The sequence below is a fragment of the Brevibacterium sp. HMSC22B09 genome (assembly GCF_001806795.1).
Lineage (GTDB): Bacteria > Actinomycetota > Actinomycetes > Actinomycetales > Brevibacteriaceae > Brevibacterium > Brevibacterium ravenspurgense.
Genome location: NZ_KV786006.1, coordinates 1 through 15,489, shown reverse-complemented (window position 1 = coordinate 15,489; position 15,489 = coordinate 1). Strand labels below are relative to the sequence as shown.

The 15,489-nt window shown below is 62.9% G+C and carries 13 protein-coding genes and 1 riboswitch; of the genes, 11 read left to right on the top strand and 2 right to left on the bottom strand.

Going from position 1 to position 15,489, the window contains the following annotated elements:
- Nucleotides 1-258 precede the first annotated feature (258 nt).
- On the top strand, nucleotides 259-2,328 hold the full coding sequence (locus HMPREF3087_RS03440; RefSeq protein ID WP_070428065.1) for an acyltransferase family protein: 2,070 nt from the start codon (nucleotides 259-261) through the stop codon (nucleotides 2,326-2,328).
- 48 nt (nucleotides 2,329-2,376) lie between these two features.
- Here the strand turns inward: HMPREF3087_RS03440 and HMPREF3087_RS03435 are convergent, their stop codons facing one another.
- Nucleotides 2,377-3,672 carry an AMP-binding protein gene (locus HMPREF3087_RS03435; RefSeq protein WP_070428064.1) on the bottom strand — a complete coding sequence of 432 codons (1,296 nt, stop codon included), beginning with the start codon at nucleotides 3,670-3,672 and terminating at the stop codon, nucleotides 2,377-2,379.
- A gap of 148 nt (nucleotides 3,673-3,820) precedes the next feature.
- Between HMPREF3087_RS03435 and HMPREF3087_RS03430 the strand changes: the two genes are divergently transcribed.
- Nucleotides 3,821-4,861 (top strand): pseudouridine synthase, encoded by a 1,041-nt coding sequence (locus tag HMPREF3087_RS03430; RefSeq protein WP_070428063.1) that lies wholly within the window; start codon nucleotides 3,821-3,823, stop codon nucleotides 4,859-4,861.
- 77 nt (nucleotides 4,862-4,938) lie between these two features.
- Here the strand turns inward: HMPREF3087_RS03430 and HMPREF3087_RS03425 are convergent, their stop codons facing one another.
- Nucleotides 4,939-5,349, bottom strand: a complete 411-nt coding sequence (locus HMPREF3087_RS03425) for an HsmA family protein (protein ID WP_061942178.1) — start codon at nucleotides 5,347-5,349, stop codon at nucleotides 4,939-4,941.
- Nucleotides 5,350-5,599: 250 nt separating this feature from the next.
- Between HMPREF3087_RS03425 and guaB the strand changes: the two genes are divergently transcribed.
- From guaB to guaA, 9 genes are all read left to right on the top strand, one after another.
- On the top strand, nucleotides 5,600-7,120 hold the full coding sequence (gene guaB, locus HMPREF3087_RS03420; RefSeq protein WP_070428062.1) for an IMP dehydrogenase: 1,521 nt from the start codon (nucleotides 5,600-5,602) through the stop codon (nucleotides 7,118-7,120).
- Between the two features lie 226 nt (nucleotides 7,121-7,346).
- A riboswitch (TPP riboswitch) is annotated at nucleotides 7,347-7,440 on the top strand.
- Nucleotides 7,428-8,285: a hydroxyethylthiazole kinase gene (gene thiM, locus HMPREF3087_RS03415; RefSeq protein ID WP_070428061.1), complete on the top strand. Its 858-nt coding sequence runs from the start codon at nucleotides 7,428-7,430 to the stop codon at nucleotides 8,283-8,285. Its footprint overlaps the riboswitch before it by 13 nt.
- Nucleotides 8,282-8,980: a thiamine phosphate synthase gene (gene thiE / locus HMPREF3087_RS03410; protein WP_070428060.1), complete on the top strand. Its 699-nt coding sequence runs from the start codon at nucleotides 8,282-8,284 to the stop codon at nucleotides 8,978-8,980. The genes thiM and thiE overlap by 4 nt, the downstream gene beginning before the upstream one ends.
- The gene (gene thiD / locus HMPREF3087_RS03405; protein WP_070428059.1) at nucleotides 8,977-9,876 is read left to right on the top strand and encodes a bifunctional hydroxymethylpyrimidine kinase/phosphomethylpyrimidine kinase; all 900 of its coding nucleotides are present in this window, start codon (nucleotides 8,977-8,979) and stop codon (nucleotides 9,874-9,876) included. Before thiE ends, thiD begins: the two co-directional genes overlap by 4 nt.
- Nucleotides 9,877-9,913: 37 nt before the next feature.
- Entirely contained in the window at nucleotides 9,914-10,687 is a 774-nt protein-coding gene (locus tag HMPREF3087_RS03400) for a TenA family protein (protein WP_070428058.1), read from the top strand.
- 178 nt (nucleotides 10,688-10,865) lie between these two features.
- On the top strand, nucleotides 10,866-11,984 hold the full coding sequence (locus HMPREF3087_RS03395; protein WP_070428057.1) for a GuaB3 family IMP dehydrogenase-related protein: 1,119 nt from the start codon (nucleotides 10,866-10,868) through the stop codon (nucleotides 11,982-11,984).
- 8 nt (nucleotides 11,985-11,992) lie between these two features.
- The gene (locus HMPREF3087_RS03390; protein WP_070428056.1) at nucleotides 11,993-12,847 is read left to right on the top strand and encodes an SURF1 family protein; all 855 of its coding nucleotides are present in this window, start codon (nucleotides 11,993-11,995) and stop codon (nucleotides 12,845-12,847) included.
- Entirely contained in the window at nucleotides 12,844-13,323 is a 480-nt protein-coding gene (locus HMPREF3087_RS03385; protein WP_062020397.1) for a DUF3817 domain-containing protein, read from the top strand. Before HMPREF3087_RS03390 ends, HMPREF3087_RS03385 begins: the two co-directional genes overlap by 4 nt.
- 73 nt (nucleotides 13,324-13,396) lie before the next feature.
- Nucleotides 13,397-14,986 (top strand): glutamine-hydrolyzing GMP synthase, encoded by a 1,590-nt coding sequence (gene guaA, locus HMPREF3087_RS03380; protein ID WP_070428055.1) that lies wholly within the window; start codon nucleotides 13,397-13,399, stop codon nucleotides 14,984-14,986.
- The last annotated feature ends 503 nt before the right edge of the window (nucleotides 14,987-15,489 follow it).

The following is a 15,489-nucleotide window of genomic DNA, read 5'->3' as shown; positions in this document are numbered from 1 at the left end:
AACGGGAGTTTCTGTTGCTAACGGGAGTTTTTGTGCCAATGGCAGGGGGAGCTCGAAAGAAGAACGAGGTGGATCTCGGCTTCCAGCCCAACGCATCCCAGGTGGCAACTGTTAGTTCACTTGTCTGCAACTCGCAGCCGGCAGAGTAATTGAATTGGTGTTCAGCCTTTACCAAAATCGAGTAAGCCGAGACATGCTGTAGACGTCGAGTAGAGATGAAAGTTCGCTGCTGTGAATACGCCGGTGCGAGTATCGTCAATGCTGAGTGTCCCCGAACGCAGGTTCCGTCCTGAACTTCACGGTGTCCGCGGGCTTGCTCTGCTGGGCGTTGTGCTCTTCCACCTGTTCGGTCATGGGCGAATCTCCGGCGGCATCGACATCTTTCTGGCGATCACCGGCTTTCTCTTCGTTGGCATGCTCCTGCGGGAGCTGAACAGCACCGGCCGGATCAACCTGACAAAATACTTCGGTCGTCTGTTCAGACGAATCTTCGTTCCCGCCGCTCTGGTTATCGGTGTGACGGTTGTTGTTGCCTCGTATTTCATCCTGCCGAAGACCGACCACCGGCAGATATTCGCGGAAGCGCGCGCGTCGCTTCTATACGTCGAGAACTTTGAGCTCATCCGCTCACAGCTGGCTTATGGTGCAGCGGGCCCACAGACCTCGCTGTACCAGCACTTCTGGTCCCTGTCCGTACAGGGACAGTTCTATGTAGGACTCCCAATTTTCTTTGCCCTCGTGGCGATCATTGCAGGTGCCACCCGGCGCATGCGTTTAGTGAAGACAATCGCCCTAGCACTCACCGGCGTACTGGTCGCCTCACTGCTGTGGGCCATCATCCAGGGGCACTACGCGCAAGACGAAGCGTATCTGTCGACGTGGACCCGCCTGTGGGAGTTTGCCTTCGGCGGGCTTGTGGCTCTTGTTCTTGACCGCATCCAGCTGAACACCAGGTGGAGGTTTGTTGCCGGGTGGATTGGTCTTGTCATGATCGCGGCCACCGGCTTTGTCTTCGATGGCGGACAGGTGTTCCCCGGCCCGTGGGCGCTGTGGCCGCTGGTGGGGTGGCTGCTCGTGATGATCGCGGGTGACCTCAGCGGCACCCCGGCAGAAAGGTTCTCGTCCTCGAGGTTCCTCACATCAGCCCCCGTGCGGTGGTTTGCCGACCGGTCCTATGGCATCTACCTGTGGCACTGGCCGGTGCTCATCTTCTACCTGAACATCAAAGACCAGCCTGCCGCCGGCATCAGGGGAGCCGCGGTCGTCTGCGTCATCGCAATCGTTCTGGCTGCACTGACCTACCGGGGTGTTGAACAGCGCTTGGCCCCGCGATCAACATCCCGCATCGGCGGAGTGTTCAAACGCAACAAGACGATGATCTCCGCGGGTGCTGCGGCAATGCTGGTGGGCGCACTTGTCATCACCCCGCTGACCCAAACGAACTCGAACGTTGAAGCTCACTCTGCATACGACGACCTCGATTCGGATACATACCCCGGTGCTGACATTGCGTTTTGGGAGGACAACCGTGAGCTGCCCGAAGCAGATGTTTTCCCGGCACCTGAAGATGCTGGAGCCTTCGTGGCGCCCTACTTCCAGCAGGGCTGCGAACAGCGGTGGGGTGATGACCCGGGCACTGACGAAGTTCTGGTCTGTGAGGATGAGGAAGCTCCGTTGCAGCCGACAGCAACAATTGCTCTGGCCGGTGGGTCCTTCGCTGGCCATTGGGAGACGACATTCAAGAGTCTCGCCAAGAAGTACGGTTGGGAAGTCCTCGTACTGGACAAAGGCGGCTGCCCCTTGGGCGGTGAACCATCCCCAGACTCAATGTGCGGCAAGTACAACGAAAACCTCATCGAATGGCTCGATGACAACGACGTTGACCTTGTAGTCACATCGGGCTCCCGCACGGACGAACAGGAGGATGAAGAGTACATCCTGGACCGAGCCCCCGACTGGTGGGAGCAGATCACCGAGACCGGCGCGAAGCTGATGCTCATGCGAGCCGCACCGAAAGACGACAACCTGAACATTCCTCGGTGCATATCCGGTGGCGGCGCACCACAGGAATGCGGCATCGAAAAGAAATGGCTCGACGAAGACCCGCAGACAGACCTTCCTGAGGGTGCCTATTCCCTGGACATGAAGGAATACATCTGCCCCGCCATAGATGATCCCAGCAAGGAGAACTGCGATGCGGTGGTCGGTAACATCCTGACCAGCTACGACAACGGTCACTTCACCGTGCCGTTCGCTCAATCCCTAGCGCACGGGCTGGAAAAGGAAATGCGGGAAGACTTCGACTGGCTGCTGCAGCAACCCAGCTGACGAACCAGGCTCCAGCTAGGCAAGACTGCAGCCCAGCAAGACGGCCACTCAGACCAGGTGAATCCGGCCTTCGGCGTCAACGCGGGCAGCAACTCCGGTGCGCAGCCATTCGCCGTCATGTGAATCGGCGGTCGCAATCGGATTGCGCCAAAAGTTCTTCAGCAGGCCTGGACCGCGCAGCTGCAGTTCACCACGCGCACCCTCACCATCAGCTGAACCGGCACCAGCAGAACCAGCCGAATCCCGGCCCGGCACCTCGTCAGGAGCGACCCCGCCCATGGCGGTGCCGGTACCGTCGGCAACTCGGACATCAATGCCGGTGCCCTGCTCAGGAGAGCCCACAGACCCAGGAGCCTTCACAATGTCCTGGGCTGTGACCAGCAGACCAACACCGGCGGCAGCACCGGGGGAGTACAAGCCGAAGAAGTGCTTAGCCCTGTAGGCGCGCGCAATCTCAGCACCCACCCGCGGTGACGACACATTGCCGAGCACAAAAATCCGCTCAATGTCACCCGGAGCAAAACCAGCAGACGTCGCGCCGGGAAGAGAAGCAAGAAGTGCGGCCTCGGTGCCGGTGACAACCGTCGAACCGGCTTTCTGCACGAGCGAAGCCGCAGAGCCAGGCTGCGGATCAGCCGACAGCACGACCGCAGCCCCCAAGGACAGAGGCGTCAGAATCGAGGTGTGCAGAACCGCGGGATTCCACAGGGGTGAGGCGGTCTGCACAACGTCATAGCCGTCAATCCCCATAGCCTTCGCAACAGCAGGCTGCGCCTCGGCCAAACCAGCGTGGGTGAAAACAGCACCCCGTGGAATCCCATCAACAAGATCGATGTACTGAATGAGTGCGGTCGCAGCGTCTTCGTATTCAGCTTCCGTGTACGGGTCGACAGCATCAACTGCAGTTTCAAACACCGAACCGCCACGGCCATCCCCACGGCCACCACGACCAGCGCCACCGCGCCCGGCATCGGACACAATCCACTCAATGCCCAGGTCAACGCGTTTGGCGGCCTTCCACAGTTCTGCGGAAACAAGCGCAACCTCAATGCCCGCGTGGCTGATGACCGCTTCGAGGTCATCCGAATCCATCTTCGGATCCAAAGGAACGGGGATAGCGCCCACGTACCACGCGCCGAACAGCGTGTAGACAGCCGAAGCGCTGTTGAGCGTCATCACGCCAATGCGGTCGCCGGGAAACACCTGATGCGCGGCAAGCACAGCAGCCGCCCGCCGTGCCCTATCGTCCAGCTGCGCGTAAGTCACACGCTCTGACGGAGTGACCAGCGCGATGCGGTCCCCGTGGTCGGAAACAACGTTCTGCAGCATGGTGGTGAGCTTCACAGCTTCTCCTGTCGATAAAATCCCGGCCCGGTCGACTTTATCGTGAATACGCCGACTTCGCGCCCCCTTTTCTCATATCCGCCCGGTAAGGGTATGAATGGGGGAGGTGCCCACTGCCAAACCCGCCCCGAGCCCCCAGGAGGTTGCGATGCGAAGTCCTCTTCCGCCTCGTGAGGGGATCAGCGCAACCCGCCTGCGCGCTCCCGGTGGGAAGCAGACCTCGGCAAAAGCCCACCTTCCAGTCCCAGAAACGGTCGAGGCCTGGCTGGCCCAGGAGTTCCCCGACCATTCGCCCCAGGACCGCGCCTGGCTCACCGAGCACCCGAACGGCGGCTGCCTGACCGACGAAACCGGCCGCCCCGCAGGCCCGGACGACCCCGTCATGCCCGGCGGCTTCTACTTCTTCCACCGTCCGGTCCCGCACGAAGATCCCGTCCCGTTCGACCTCACCGTGCTCTATGAAGACCGCGACATCGTGGTGGTCGACAAACCGCACTTCCTCGCTTCGACCCCCAACGGCCGTTTTGTCCGCCAATCCGCGGTGACCCGCCTGCGCATAGAACTGAATGAACCCGACCTTGTGGCCGTCCACCGGCTGGACCGCGTGACCGCCGGGCTGCTGCTGTTCTCCCGCCGGCCAGAAACCCGAGGCGCCTACCAGGTCCTCTTCCAAAACCGCCGCGTGCACAAAACCTACCGGGCGCTGGCCTGGCTGCCGGACGATTTCGACCCCGATGCGCTGCCGGCCGTCCGCCGCACCCGCCTGCACAAAACCAAAGGCGACCGCCAAGTGGTCGAAATTTCCGGTGCGCCCAACACCGAAACCCGTTTGCGGTTCGAGGGTGTTCGCGGCCGAGTTGCCCGCCGGCTCCCGCCGGATTCGGCACCGGTCGTAGGGCCGGAAGCCTCACTCCCAAATCACGAGGCGGAGCTCACCTCAATCGGCGAGTTCGCCTTAGAACCGGTCACCGGAAAAACCCATCAGCTGCGCGTCCATCTGAATGGACTGGGTGTGCCGATGGTGGGTGATCCCGTTTACCCGGCCGACTGGGCGCCGGACCCGTATGACTTTTCCGATCCGCTGCAGCTGGTGGCAGACGGGCTTCGGTTTCTTGATCCGCTCAGCGGGAAAGCGCGGGAGTTCCAGTCGAACTTCCCACTCAGCGTGCCCACGGGGCTGGCTCGGTGAGAACGGCGTGGTGAGCGGCGCCTCGTAAGCCGGACCGGTACCTCGTCAGCCGGACCGGTACCTCGTCAGCCGCACGCTCACGCGACCATTGAGGAGACCATTCCGGTCAGGTAGGGCACCAGCCAGATGGCCCACACAGTCACGGAGAACTTGTGGAAGATGGCCTTGGCGCGTTCGGTGCCCTTGATCATCACAATGAGCGCCCAGAAGAAGTGCACCGCCATGAGGATCAGCGCAATCAGGCCGGTGATCGCCATGGTGATCGACAGGATCTGGGCGAGAGAACCATCGGGGGCGTTCGACATTGTCGAATTGCCTGCGGCGGCAATGCGGCGCATGACCTCGGTGCCGGAAGCATCGAATAGCAGACCCAGTCCGAACAGGGCCACGTGCGGCCAGGTGAGGGTCTTCTTCAGCCGCTCGGCCCACACGCCGATCGTGTAGAAAACCAGTGCCAGTGAAATGAGGACAATCGCAAGAATCAGCATGCCTTCAGCCTCGCGCGTTCCTACTTTCTGCACATCGCGCAGAAAGCTGAACTTGGGGTCATACTTTCGGATGATTCTGCGCGTGAGCGGCACCAAGCGCACCGCCCACATGACCATCCAACCCGCGCCGCTTACGCGTGCGCGAACCCCTTAGGATAGGTTCAGAAAAAAGCCGCGGACGGCAGGCACGTGTCAAGCACATGTCCCGCGCACATCAGGCGGCAGCGGTCCAACCGGAGGAAGGGTTCTCGTGCCAGAGGTTCACCAGCATTTCAAAGACGCAGAAGATCCGTTTTCGCTTACCGGCTTGACCTATGACGACGTCCTGCTGCTGCCGGGCGACACCGATGTCATCCCGTCGGAAGCTTCGACGAAAACCCGGCTGACGCGCGAACTCGACATCGCGGTTCCGCTGGTCTCAGCCGCTATGGACACCGTGACGGAATCCCGCATGGCAATCGCCATGGCCCGCTTCGGCGGTCTGGGCATCATTCACCGCAACCTGTCGAAAGAAGACCAGGCTGCCCAGGTCGACTACGTCAAGCGCTCCGAATCCGGCATGATCACCGACCCGGTGACGATCACCGCCGAAAAGTCGCTCGAAGAACTCGACTACATGTGTGGCCAGTACCGCATTTCCGGCCTGCCGGTGGTTGATGACGATGACACGCTGGTCGGCATCATCACCAACCGCGACCTCCGCTTTGTGCCGCGCGCTGACTTCGCCACCACCACGGTCGGCGAAATCATGACCAAGATGCCGCTCATCACCGCCCCGCACGACGTTTCGGCTGAGAAGGCCTACGAACTTCTGGCAGAGCACAAGATCGAAAAGCTCCCGCTGGTCGACGAAAACAACAAGATCCAGGGCCTCATCACGGTCAAGGACTTCGTCAAGCGCGACGAATACCCCGACGCGTCGAAGGACGGCGAAGGCCGCCTGCTCGTCGGTGCTGCGGTCGGCTTCTACGGCGATGCCTTTGAGCGCGCGGGCCTGCTGGCCGAAGCCGGTGTGGACGTGCTTGTGGTCGACACCGCCAATGGCCACGCCCGCGGTGTGACGGACATGATCAAGTCGCTGAAGAAAGACCCGGCGTTCAAGAACGTGCAGGTCATCGGCGGCAACGTGGCCACCCGCGCGGGCGCTCAGGCACTCATCGACGCCGGCGCTGACGCCATCAAGGTGGGTGTGGGCCCAGGCTCCATCTGCACCACGCGCGTTGTCGCCGGTGTGGGCGTTCCGCAGGTCACCGCCATCAACCTGGCGTACCAGGCCGCCCGCGAAGCCGGAGTGCCCGTGATCGGCGATGGTGGTCTGCAGTACTCGGGTGACATCGGCAAGGCTCTTGTTGCCGGCGCTGATTCGGTCATGCTCGGTTCGCTGCTGGCAGGCTGTGAGGAAAGCCCCGGCGAACTCATCCTGGTCAACGGCAAACAGTACAAGGCCTACCGCGGTATGGGTTCGCTGGGCGCAATGGCGCCGCGCAAGGGCAAGTCATACTCGAAGGACCGCTACTTCCAGGCTGATGTCGCCACTGACACCGACCTCGTGCCGGAAGGCATTGAGGGGCGCGTGGCCTACCGCGGTCCGCTGCGCCAGGTCGCCTACCAGCTGACCGGCGGCCTGCGCCAGACCATGTTCTACGTGGGTGCCCGCTCGATTCCGGAACTGAAGGACAAGGGCCAGTTTGTGCGCCTGACCACCGCGGGTCTGAAGGAAAGCCACCCGCACGACATTCAGATCACCCAGGAAGCCCCCAACTACCACTGATCCGCCGCAGCCTGACCGGCTGCTGCTGTGAATATCTGCTGTGCGCCCGAGCCTCTGGCCGGGCGCACAGCTGTTTTTCTGGGTTTTTCTCACAGACCCTTTCTCACGAGGTGGAGCGCGCCTTTTCTGGTCTGCTCGGCTGCTCTGCGGACCGGTCTGCGGCGGAGCGGGATTGTGCCGTGGCTCTGCGTCATGCGCTTGTGTCAGTGGTGGGTGTTAGGGTGAGCGAAGTGACACGGGGTGCCGTTATACAGCGGCTGAGATTAACCCGTTGAACCTGTGTGGTTAGGACCAGCGAAGGGATGTCATGGAACTCAAAGACTATGCGGGCACGCTGCTTGAGTCTCTGCGTCAGCGCACGCCTTTAGTGCACTGCATTGTGAACACGGTTGTTCAGCAGTTCGCCGCGAATGTGCTTTTGGCAGCGGGTGCCAGTCCCGCCATGATCGACCACGAAGCTGATGCTGCTGATTTCGCCGGCATTGCAGATGGTCTGCTCATCAACTTCGGCACCCCAACATCGCACCAGTACCTGTCAGCCGACGGTGCCATCGACACCTTCAACCAGGCCGGTAAACCGTGGGTTCTCGACCCCGTGGGCTTTGGGATTTCCGGGCACCGCACCTCCCGGATTGTGCGCGCACTGAACAGCCGCCCGGCCGTTGTGCGCGGCAACGCCTCCGAAATCATCGGCCTGGCACAGCAGTCCGGCAGCGCCCGAGGAACCGACTCAACGCACTCAGTTGACGACGCCCTCGGGGCAGCCGCAAGCCTCGCCCAGTCAGGCATCGTCGTCGCTGTTTCCGGGGAGTCCGACGCCATTGTCTTTGCCGACGATTCCGGCACGCACACCGTGACAATCAGCGGCGGCAGCCCCTATATGCCCAGCGTCATCGGCACGGGGTGCTCGCTAGGAGCGCTCACCGCCGCCTATGCGGCAGCGGCCGCCCACACTCCGCAAACACAGGACCTCAGCCAGCAGGTAAGCACCGGCGTGGCTGCAGCGACAGCGCACCTGCACTTCACCTCGGCCGCCCAGGTGGCACACGAAAAAGCCAGCGGGCCCGGCACATTTGCCGCGCACTTCCTCGACGGCCTCTACGCTGCCCAACCTGAACACCTAGCCCGGATCCAGACCACGTGGACAACAGGAGGAATCGCATGAGCGCACCACTGGGCCGCCTGTCCGAATACAGCACTGACCTCTACCTGGTGACCGACACGGCGATGGCCGAAAGTGTTGGCCGCACAGTCGCCGACACCGTCGCCCAGGCAATTGCCGGGGGAGTGGGCATTGTGCAGGTGCGCGATAAGCACATTGACGACGCCGGCTTCGAAAAGCTCACGGTGAGCGTGCTCGATGCTGTTCAGCAGGCCCGTGAGGAACAGGGCATCGACACCGAGATCCCCGTTTTCGTCAATGACCGCGTTGATGTCGCCGCCCGCCTGCTGGAGCAAGGCCGGAAAGTCCACGTGCACGTGGGTCAGGGCGACATGTCAGCAGACGATGTTCGCCAGCGCATCGGTGCGGAACCGCTGCTGGGAGTTTCAGCCCAAGAGCCCGAACACTTTGAACGCGCCCGCAGTCAGGAAGTCGATCTGCTGGGCATCGGTCCGGTGTACGCAACCCAGACCAAAGAAACCGGTCGCAGCGCCATCGGCCCTGACGGTTTCCGGAAACGCGCCGAAATGGCGGGCCTGCCCGCTTTTGCCATCGGCGGCATCAAAGACCACAACGCGGCAGCCCTGCGCGGCACGGGTGCTGCGGGAATCTGCGTCGTGTCAGCCATCATGACCGCACCCGACCCAGCGGCGGCCGCACGCAGCATCCTTACGGCTTACACAGGAGAAAACTCATGACCGCAACCGGCCCTCGTCCTCCCGTCGCCGTCACGATCGCCGGCACTGACCCCTCCGGCGGTGCGGGAATCCAGGCGGACCTCAAAACCTTCACCGCGCGCGGCGCCTACGGGGCCAGCATCATCACCGCCCTCGTCGCACAGAACACCCACGGGGTCAGCCGCATCTACGAAATCGACCACGACTTCGTGATCGACCAGTTCGATTCGGTTGTCGACGACATCTACGTTGATGCCACCAAGTCCGGCATGCTCGGCACACCCGAACTCGTGCAGACAACAGCCGACTACGCCGCGGCTGGCCGTCTGGGATTCCTTGTGGTCGACCCCGTCATGGTCGCCACATCCGGGCACCGACTGCTGGCAGAAAACGCCATCGATGCGGTGCGCACGGTTCTGCTGCCGCAGGCCGGCATCATCACCCCCAACCTGCCGGAAGCAGCACTCCTGCTGGGCGACGACGAACCCGAAGCCGGCAGCCCCGCACAGATGCGCGAACAGGCTGCGCGCCTGCTGAAAATGGGGCCGAAAGCCGTGCTGCTCAAGGGCGGCCACGGGGCAGAGGACATCGTCACCGACATCCTCGCGGTTGCCGAAGGCGACGACATCGCGTGGCGCGAATTCAGCCACCCGCGCGTCTTTTCGCCCAACACCCACGGCACCGGCTGCACGCTGTCGGCGGCCATCGCAGCTGAGGTTGCCCACCGCCGCCACGCCCTGGCGCAGGCGGGCGAAGACCCGTCCGGCGCCTCGACAGGGGAGCAGCTGGGCGACGCCGTCGGTGCGGCACTCGACTACCTGGCCCGCGCCATCGGCAGTGCAGCCGACTGGCAGCTGGCGCTCAACCCCGACGGCGCACACGGACCCGTCGACCACATCGTCGACATCACCCGCTGAGACCACAACAAAATCACAACGACTGTCAGGAGACACAATGAGCGAATTCATCGCCGGCCCCCACAGCCGTGAACTTTGGGAACACGTCGAGCCCATCATCAAGGACATCGAAGCCCTGCCCTTCATCGAACAGCTCTCAGACGGCAGCCTCGATCCCAAGGTGTTCGTCCACTACCTGCTGCAGGACGAGGTCTACCTGGACGGCTACGGCCGTGCCATGGCGCAGCTGTCCGGCAAGTCCTCCCGCAACGACGACATGCAGTTCTGGGCTGGGGCAACCTCGGAAGCGGTTGTCGCGGAAAACGAACTCCACGAAGCCGTCTTCGCTGACGAGGTCTTCGCCCCGCTGGTCAAGGAAATCCGGCAGGAAACCGCGGGCACGCGCGGTCTGCGCCACGGTGAGCGCGGCTCCGACGAGGGCCGTGACGCCGAAGCTGTCATCGCCAGCCCCACGTCGCTGGGCTATGTGTCATTCCTCATGGCAACCGCAGCTCTGCGCCCCTACCAGGTTGGTGTTGCCGGTGTCCTGCCGTGCTTCTGGGTGTACGCCCACATCGGCAAGGTGCTCATGAAGAAGGCCGGATCGAACCTGGAGGGCCACCCCTTCGCATCGTGGATCACCATGTACGACAGCCCCGAATTCGACGAATCCACCCGCGGCGCGGTTGCGATCCTCGAACGCGAAATGGAACAGGCCACCCCGGCCCTGCGCGCCGAAATGAAGGCCGTGTTCGAACAGGCCAGCCTGTACGAACTGCACTTCTGGGCCAGCGCCCACGTCTACGAAGACTGGACAACCCCCATGCCCTGACGGGCTGGCTTTGAACCACGAGGCGCCGCTTGCCTGGGTCTGATACCTACCGGGGGAGCGGGCACCGTGAATGGCGCTTGGGGTTGGCCTTCGCAGAAGGCTGACAGAGTGCGGGCCGCTGTGGTTTCGACCATGGCGGCCCGCAGTCGTGTCAGGGCCCTGGGGTACCCTGGGACGCGTGAGCACAGAGTTGGAAATCGGCCGCGGAAAGCGCGGACGCAGGGCATATTCACTTGACGACGTAGCGGTTATCCCTTCGCGGCGCACCCGCGATCCTCGGGATGTCTCGCTCCAATGGCAGATCGACGCGTTCCAGTTCGACCTGCCCTATCTGGCTGCTCCCATGGACTCTGTCGTCAGCCCGGCAACAGCCATTGCGCTTGGCCGTCTGGGCATGCTCGGCGTTCTCGACCTCGAAGGTCTGTGGACCCGCTACGAAGACCCCCAGCCGCTGCTTGACGAAATCGCGGGGCTTGACGACCAGCGCGCTACCGAGCGCATGCAGGAGATCTACCGCGAACCCATCAAGGCCGAACTCATCACGGCCCGCCTGGCTGAAATACGCGAAGCCGGTGTGACGGTTGCCGGTGCGCTCACGCCGCAGCGCACCCAGGAGTTCTACCAGACCGTTGTCGACGCAGGCGTCGACCTCTTCGTCATCCGCGGCACCACGGTTTCTGCAGAGCACGTCTCCAGCACCACCGATCCGCTCAACCTCAAGCAGTTCATCTACGAACTCGACGTCCCCGTGATCGTCGGCGGCGTCAGCGCCTACACACCGGCCCTGCACCTCATGCGCACCGGTGCTGCCGGTGTTCTGGTTGGCTTCGGCGGCGGTGCGGCATCCACCACCCGCCACACGCTCGGCATCCAGGTGCCCATGGCCACCGCTATCGCCGACGTCCAGGCGGCCCGCCGCGACTACATGGACGAATCCGGCGGTCGCTACGTCCACGTGATCGCCGACGGCGGACTGGGCTCCACCGGTTCGATCGTCAAGGCCTTCGCCATGGGCGCGGACGCCGTCATGCTCGGTTCGGCACTGTCTCGCGCAGAAGAAGCTCCCGGCCAGGGCTACCACTGGGGCGCAGAAGCCCACCACCCGGAACTTCCACGCGGCCGTCGCGTGCACATGGGCACCGTCGCACCGCTCGAACAGCTCATCCACGGGCCGGGCCATTCAGCAGTCGGCGAAGTCAACCTCGCCGGGGCCCTCCGCCGTGCCCTGGCTACGACGGGCTACACGGACCTCAAGTCCTTCCAGCGCGTCAACGTGGTTGTCGACGCCGAAAGCTGAGGGGCTCCGTGCTTCGTCTTGCCCTGAAACCCAGATGGCTGGGATTCCTGGCGCTCGTCCTGCTGCTGGTCACCGCATTCGTCATGCTGTCCGCATGGCAGATTGACCGCGCCCAGTCCAAGAGTCAGCGGGCCGACAACCCCGAACTCGCGGTGGCGAAGCCCTTCAACGACATCATGGAAGCCCAGGGGCCCATGCCGGGCTACCTGGCCGACCAGCGAGTCACCATCAGCGGGCACTTCCTGCCGGATCAGCAGATCATCGTCGACGACCGCTACCTGAACCGCACCAAGGGTTATTGGGTCGTCACCATGTTCGCCCCGGACGACCCCGAATACGCCCAGGCCGCAGACACCGGCAACATCGATTCCAAGCCCACCGCCATTCCGGTGGTGCGCGGCTGGACAGAAGACCTCGAAACAGCCAAGGCGAGCACCGCCTCGGATAAGGATGTCACCCTTGATGCCCGCATAGCCCCCATCGAAGGGCCCCTGGACACCAAGGACCTCCCCGAAGGAGTAGTCCGGTCCGTTTCCACCTCGCAGATAGTCAACCTTTTCGACGTCTACACGTACTCCGCGTTCCTCTTCCCGCAGGAAAAGCCGGAAGTCGGCATCGGCGGTGACCAGCTGTCCTATGTTCCCTACCAGGAACCGCAAGACGAAGGCTTTGACCTCCAATCGGCGTTCTACGCGCTCGAATGGATCGTGTTCGCAGTCTTCGCCGTGTACATCTGGTTCCGCCTGCTGCGCGACGAATACAATGCACTCCGCCGGGAAGACCAAGCGCCCGTTGAATACGTGGTCGTCAAAGACGCCGGCGAAAAGCTGCCCCGCACTCCCAAGAACGGAGACTCCCAGTGAGCAACGATCCCCAACACGGTGGTGACCCCCTGGACCGCCGCCCGGACTTCAACGAGGACGACCCCAATGCGGTGTTCACCCTCAACCGCTGGCAGTCCGCCCGCAATGCACTGCGGTTCTACCGGATCATGGCGATCATCACTGGTGTCATGCTGCTGATCCTCACCATTGAGATGATCTTCAAGTACCTCATCTGGGGACTCATGATGGGCGGCAACCCGGCAGAAGCACTGACCTTCGGCAGCTTCAACGCAGCCGCGGCCGTCGCCATTGCACACGGCTGGTGCTACGTGGCCTACCTGATCGTGTGCTTCTGGCTGAACTCGCAGATGAAGTGGGGGCTGAAGAACCTCCTCGTCTTGGCGCTGGCCGGTGTTGTTCCGGTCATGTCGTTCATTGTTGAAGCGAAAATCCACCGCCGCGGCGAAAAGGAACTCGACGACGCTGTTGTCGTCGCGCCGAAATCAGCCGCTTGACCACTGCGAGTACCACCGCCTGACCACCTCCTGCATCGGCAGGATCGCCTCTGCGAACGCTTAGGATAGAAGCATGACCCAGACCCCCGAAACAGGTACGGACGCCCGCCCCGTCCTCGTCGTCGACTTCGGTGCGCAGACCGCGCAGCTGATCGCACGTCGTGTACGCGAAGCCGGACTGTTCTCCGAAATCATTGCCCACACCGCAACCGCTGCCGAATTCGCTGCCAAAAAGCCGGTCGCCATTGTGCTCTCCGGCGGACCGTCATCGGTCAACGCAGAAGACGCCCTGTCGATCGACCCGGAAGTGTTCGACCTCGGCGTGCCCACGCTGGGCATCTGCTACGGCTTCCAGACCATGGTGCAGGCACTCGGCGGCCGCGTAGCGCGCACCGGTGCCAGCGAATACGGCTCCACGGCACTCGAAGTGACAGAAGAAGGCGCTCTGCTGGCCGGTCTGCCTGCCGCACAGACCGTCTGGATGTCTCACCGCGACTCCGCTGAAACCGCACCCGAAGGCTTCAAGGTTCTGGCCAGCACCGCCGGTGCTCCCATCGCTGCGATCGAAGACACCGAGCGCTGTTTCGCCGGTGTGCAGTGGCACCCGGAGGTCATGCACAGCGAATACGGCAAGCAGACCATCGAGAACTTCCTGTTCAAGGTCGCAGGGCTCAAGGCGGACTGGTCAGCCGATTCGATCATCGACGAACAGGTCGCGCGCATCCGCGAACAGATCGGCACCAAGAAGGTCATCTGCGCTCTGTCCGGCGGTGTTGACTCGGCCGTTGCTGCAGCTCTTGTCCACCGTGCGGTCGGCGACCAGCTCACCTGCGTCTTCGTTGACCACGGCCTGCTGCGCAAGAACGAACGCGAACAGGTCGAACAGGACTACGTGTCCGCAACCGGTGTTCGCCTGGTGACGGTCGATGCTTCCCAGAAGTTCCTGGGCGAACTCGACGGTGTCGAAGATCCCGAACAGAAGCGCAAGATCATCGGCCGCGAATTCATCCGCACCTTCGAACAGGCTGCCGCTGAACTCGTCGCGGAATCGCGGGAGGGCGAAGGCGAAAACATCGAGTTCCTGGTGCAGGGCACCCTCTACCCGGACGTTGTCGAATCCGGTGGGGGATCGGGTACCGCGAACATCAAGAGCCACCACAACGTCGGCGGTCTGCCGGACGACCTCCAGTTTGAGCTGGTTGAACCGCTGCGTGCGCTGTTCAAGGACGAAGTTCGGGCTGTCGGCCGTGAACTCGGTCTGCCCGAGGTGATTGTCGGCCGTCAGCCGTTCCCCGGCCCCGGCCTGGCCATCCGCATTGTCGGCGCGGTCAGCGAAGAGCGTCTGAGCATTCTGCGCGAAGCCGACGCCATTGCCCGCGAAGAACTCACCGCCGCAGGTCTGGATGACACCATCTGGCAGTGCCCCGTTGTGCTGCTGGCCGATGTCCGCTCCGTTGGTGTTGCCGGCGACGGCCGCACCTACGGACACCCCGTCGTGTTGCGCCCCGTGTCCAGTGAAGACGCCATGACCGCCGACTGGACCCGCGTGCCCTACGACACGCTGTCGAAGATCTCCAACCGGATCACCAACGAAGTCGACGAAATCAACCGCGTCGTCCTCGACATCACCTCGAAGCCCCCGGGCACCATCGAATGGGAGTGAGTGGGGTGTAGGCCTCGTGGGCATAAGCCGCACGTGGCGTTCCGCCTAGCCACACTGCGCCGGCAAGCAATCGCTTGTCGGCGCAGCTGCGTTTGGGCGCGGGTGCAGCTTGCCGCGTTACCGCCGCTCACCAGAAAAACTCCCGTTAGCAACAGATCCACCCGTTAGCCGTGCGGAGACTCCCGTTAGCCGGGATCTGCGCTTCAGCAACCACTGCTAATGGGTGTTTTTGTTGCTAAAGCGTGGGGCAGTGTTGGGATGGCAGTCCCAGCACCATGACGAGGTGGAGGTCCGGTCCCACCCGGGGCGGCACCTCGTGATTTTCCTGAGGTGTGGCGGTGCTCAGCCCCGCAGGTGTTGGCCCAGCCGGGCACCCTTCGTACGGTAAAAACACCGGTTAGCAACGGATCCACCCGTTAGCCGTGGGCAGACTCCCTTTGGCCGGGATCTGCGCTTTAGCAACCACTGCTAAGTGTACTGATCGGGGAGGTTAGTTAATCGTG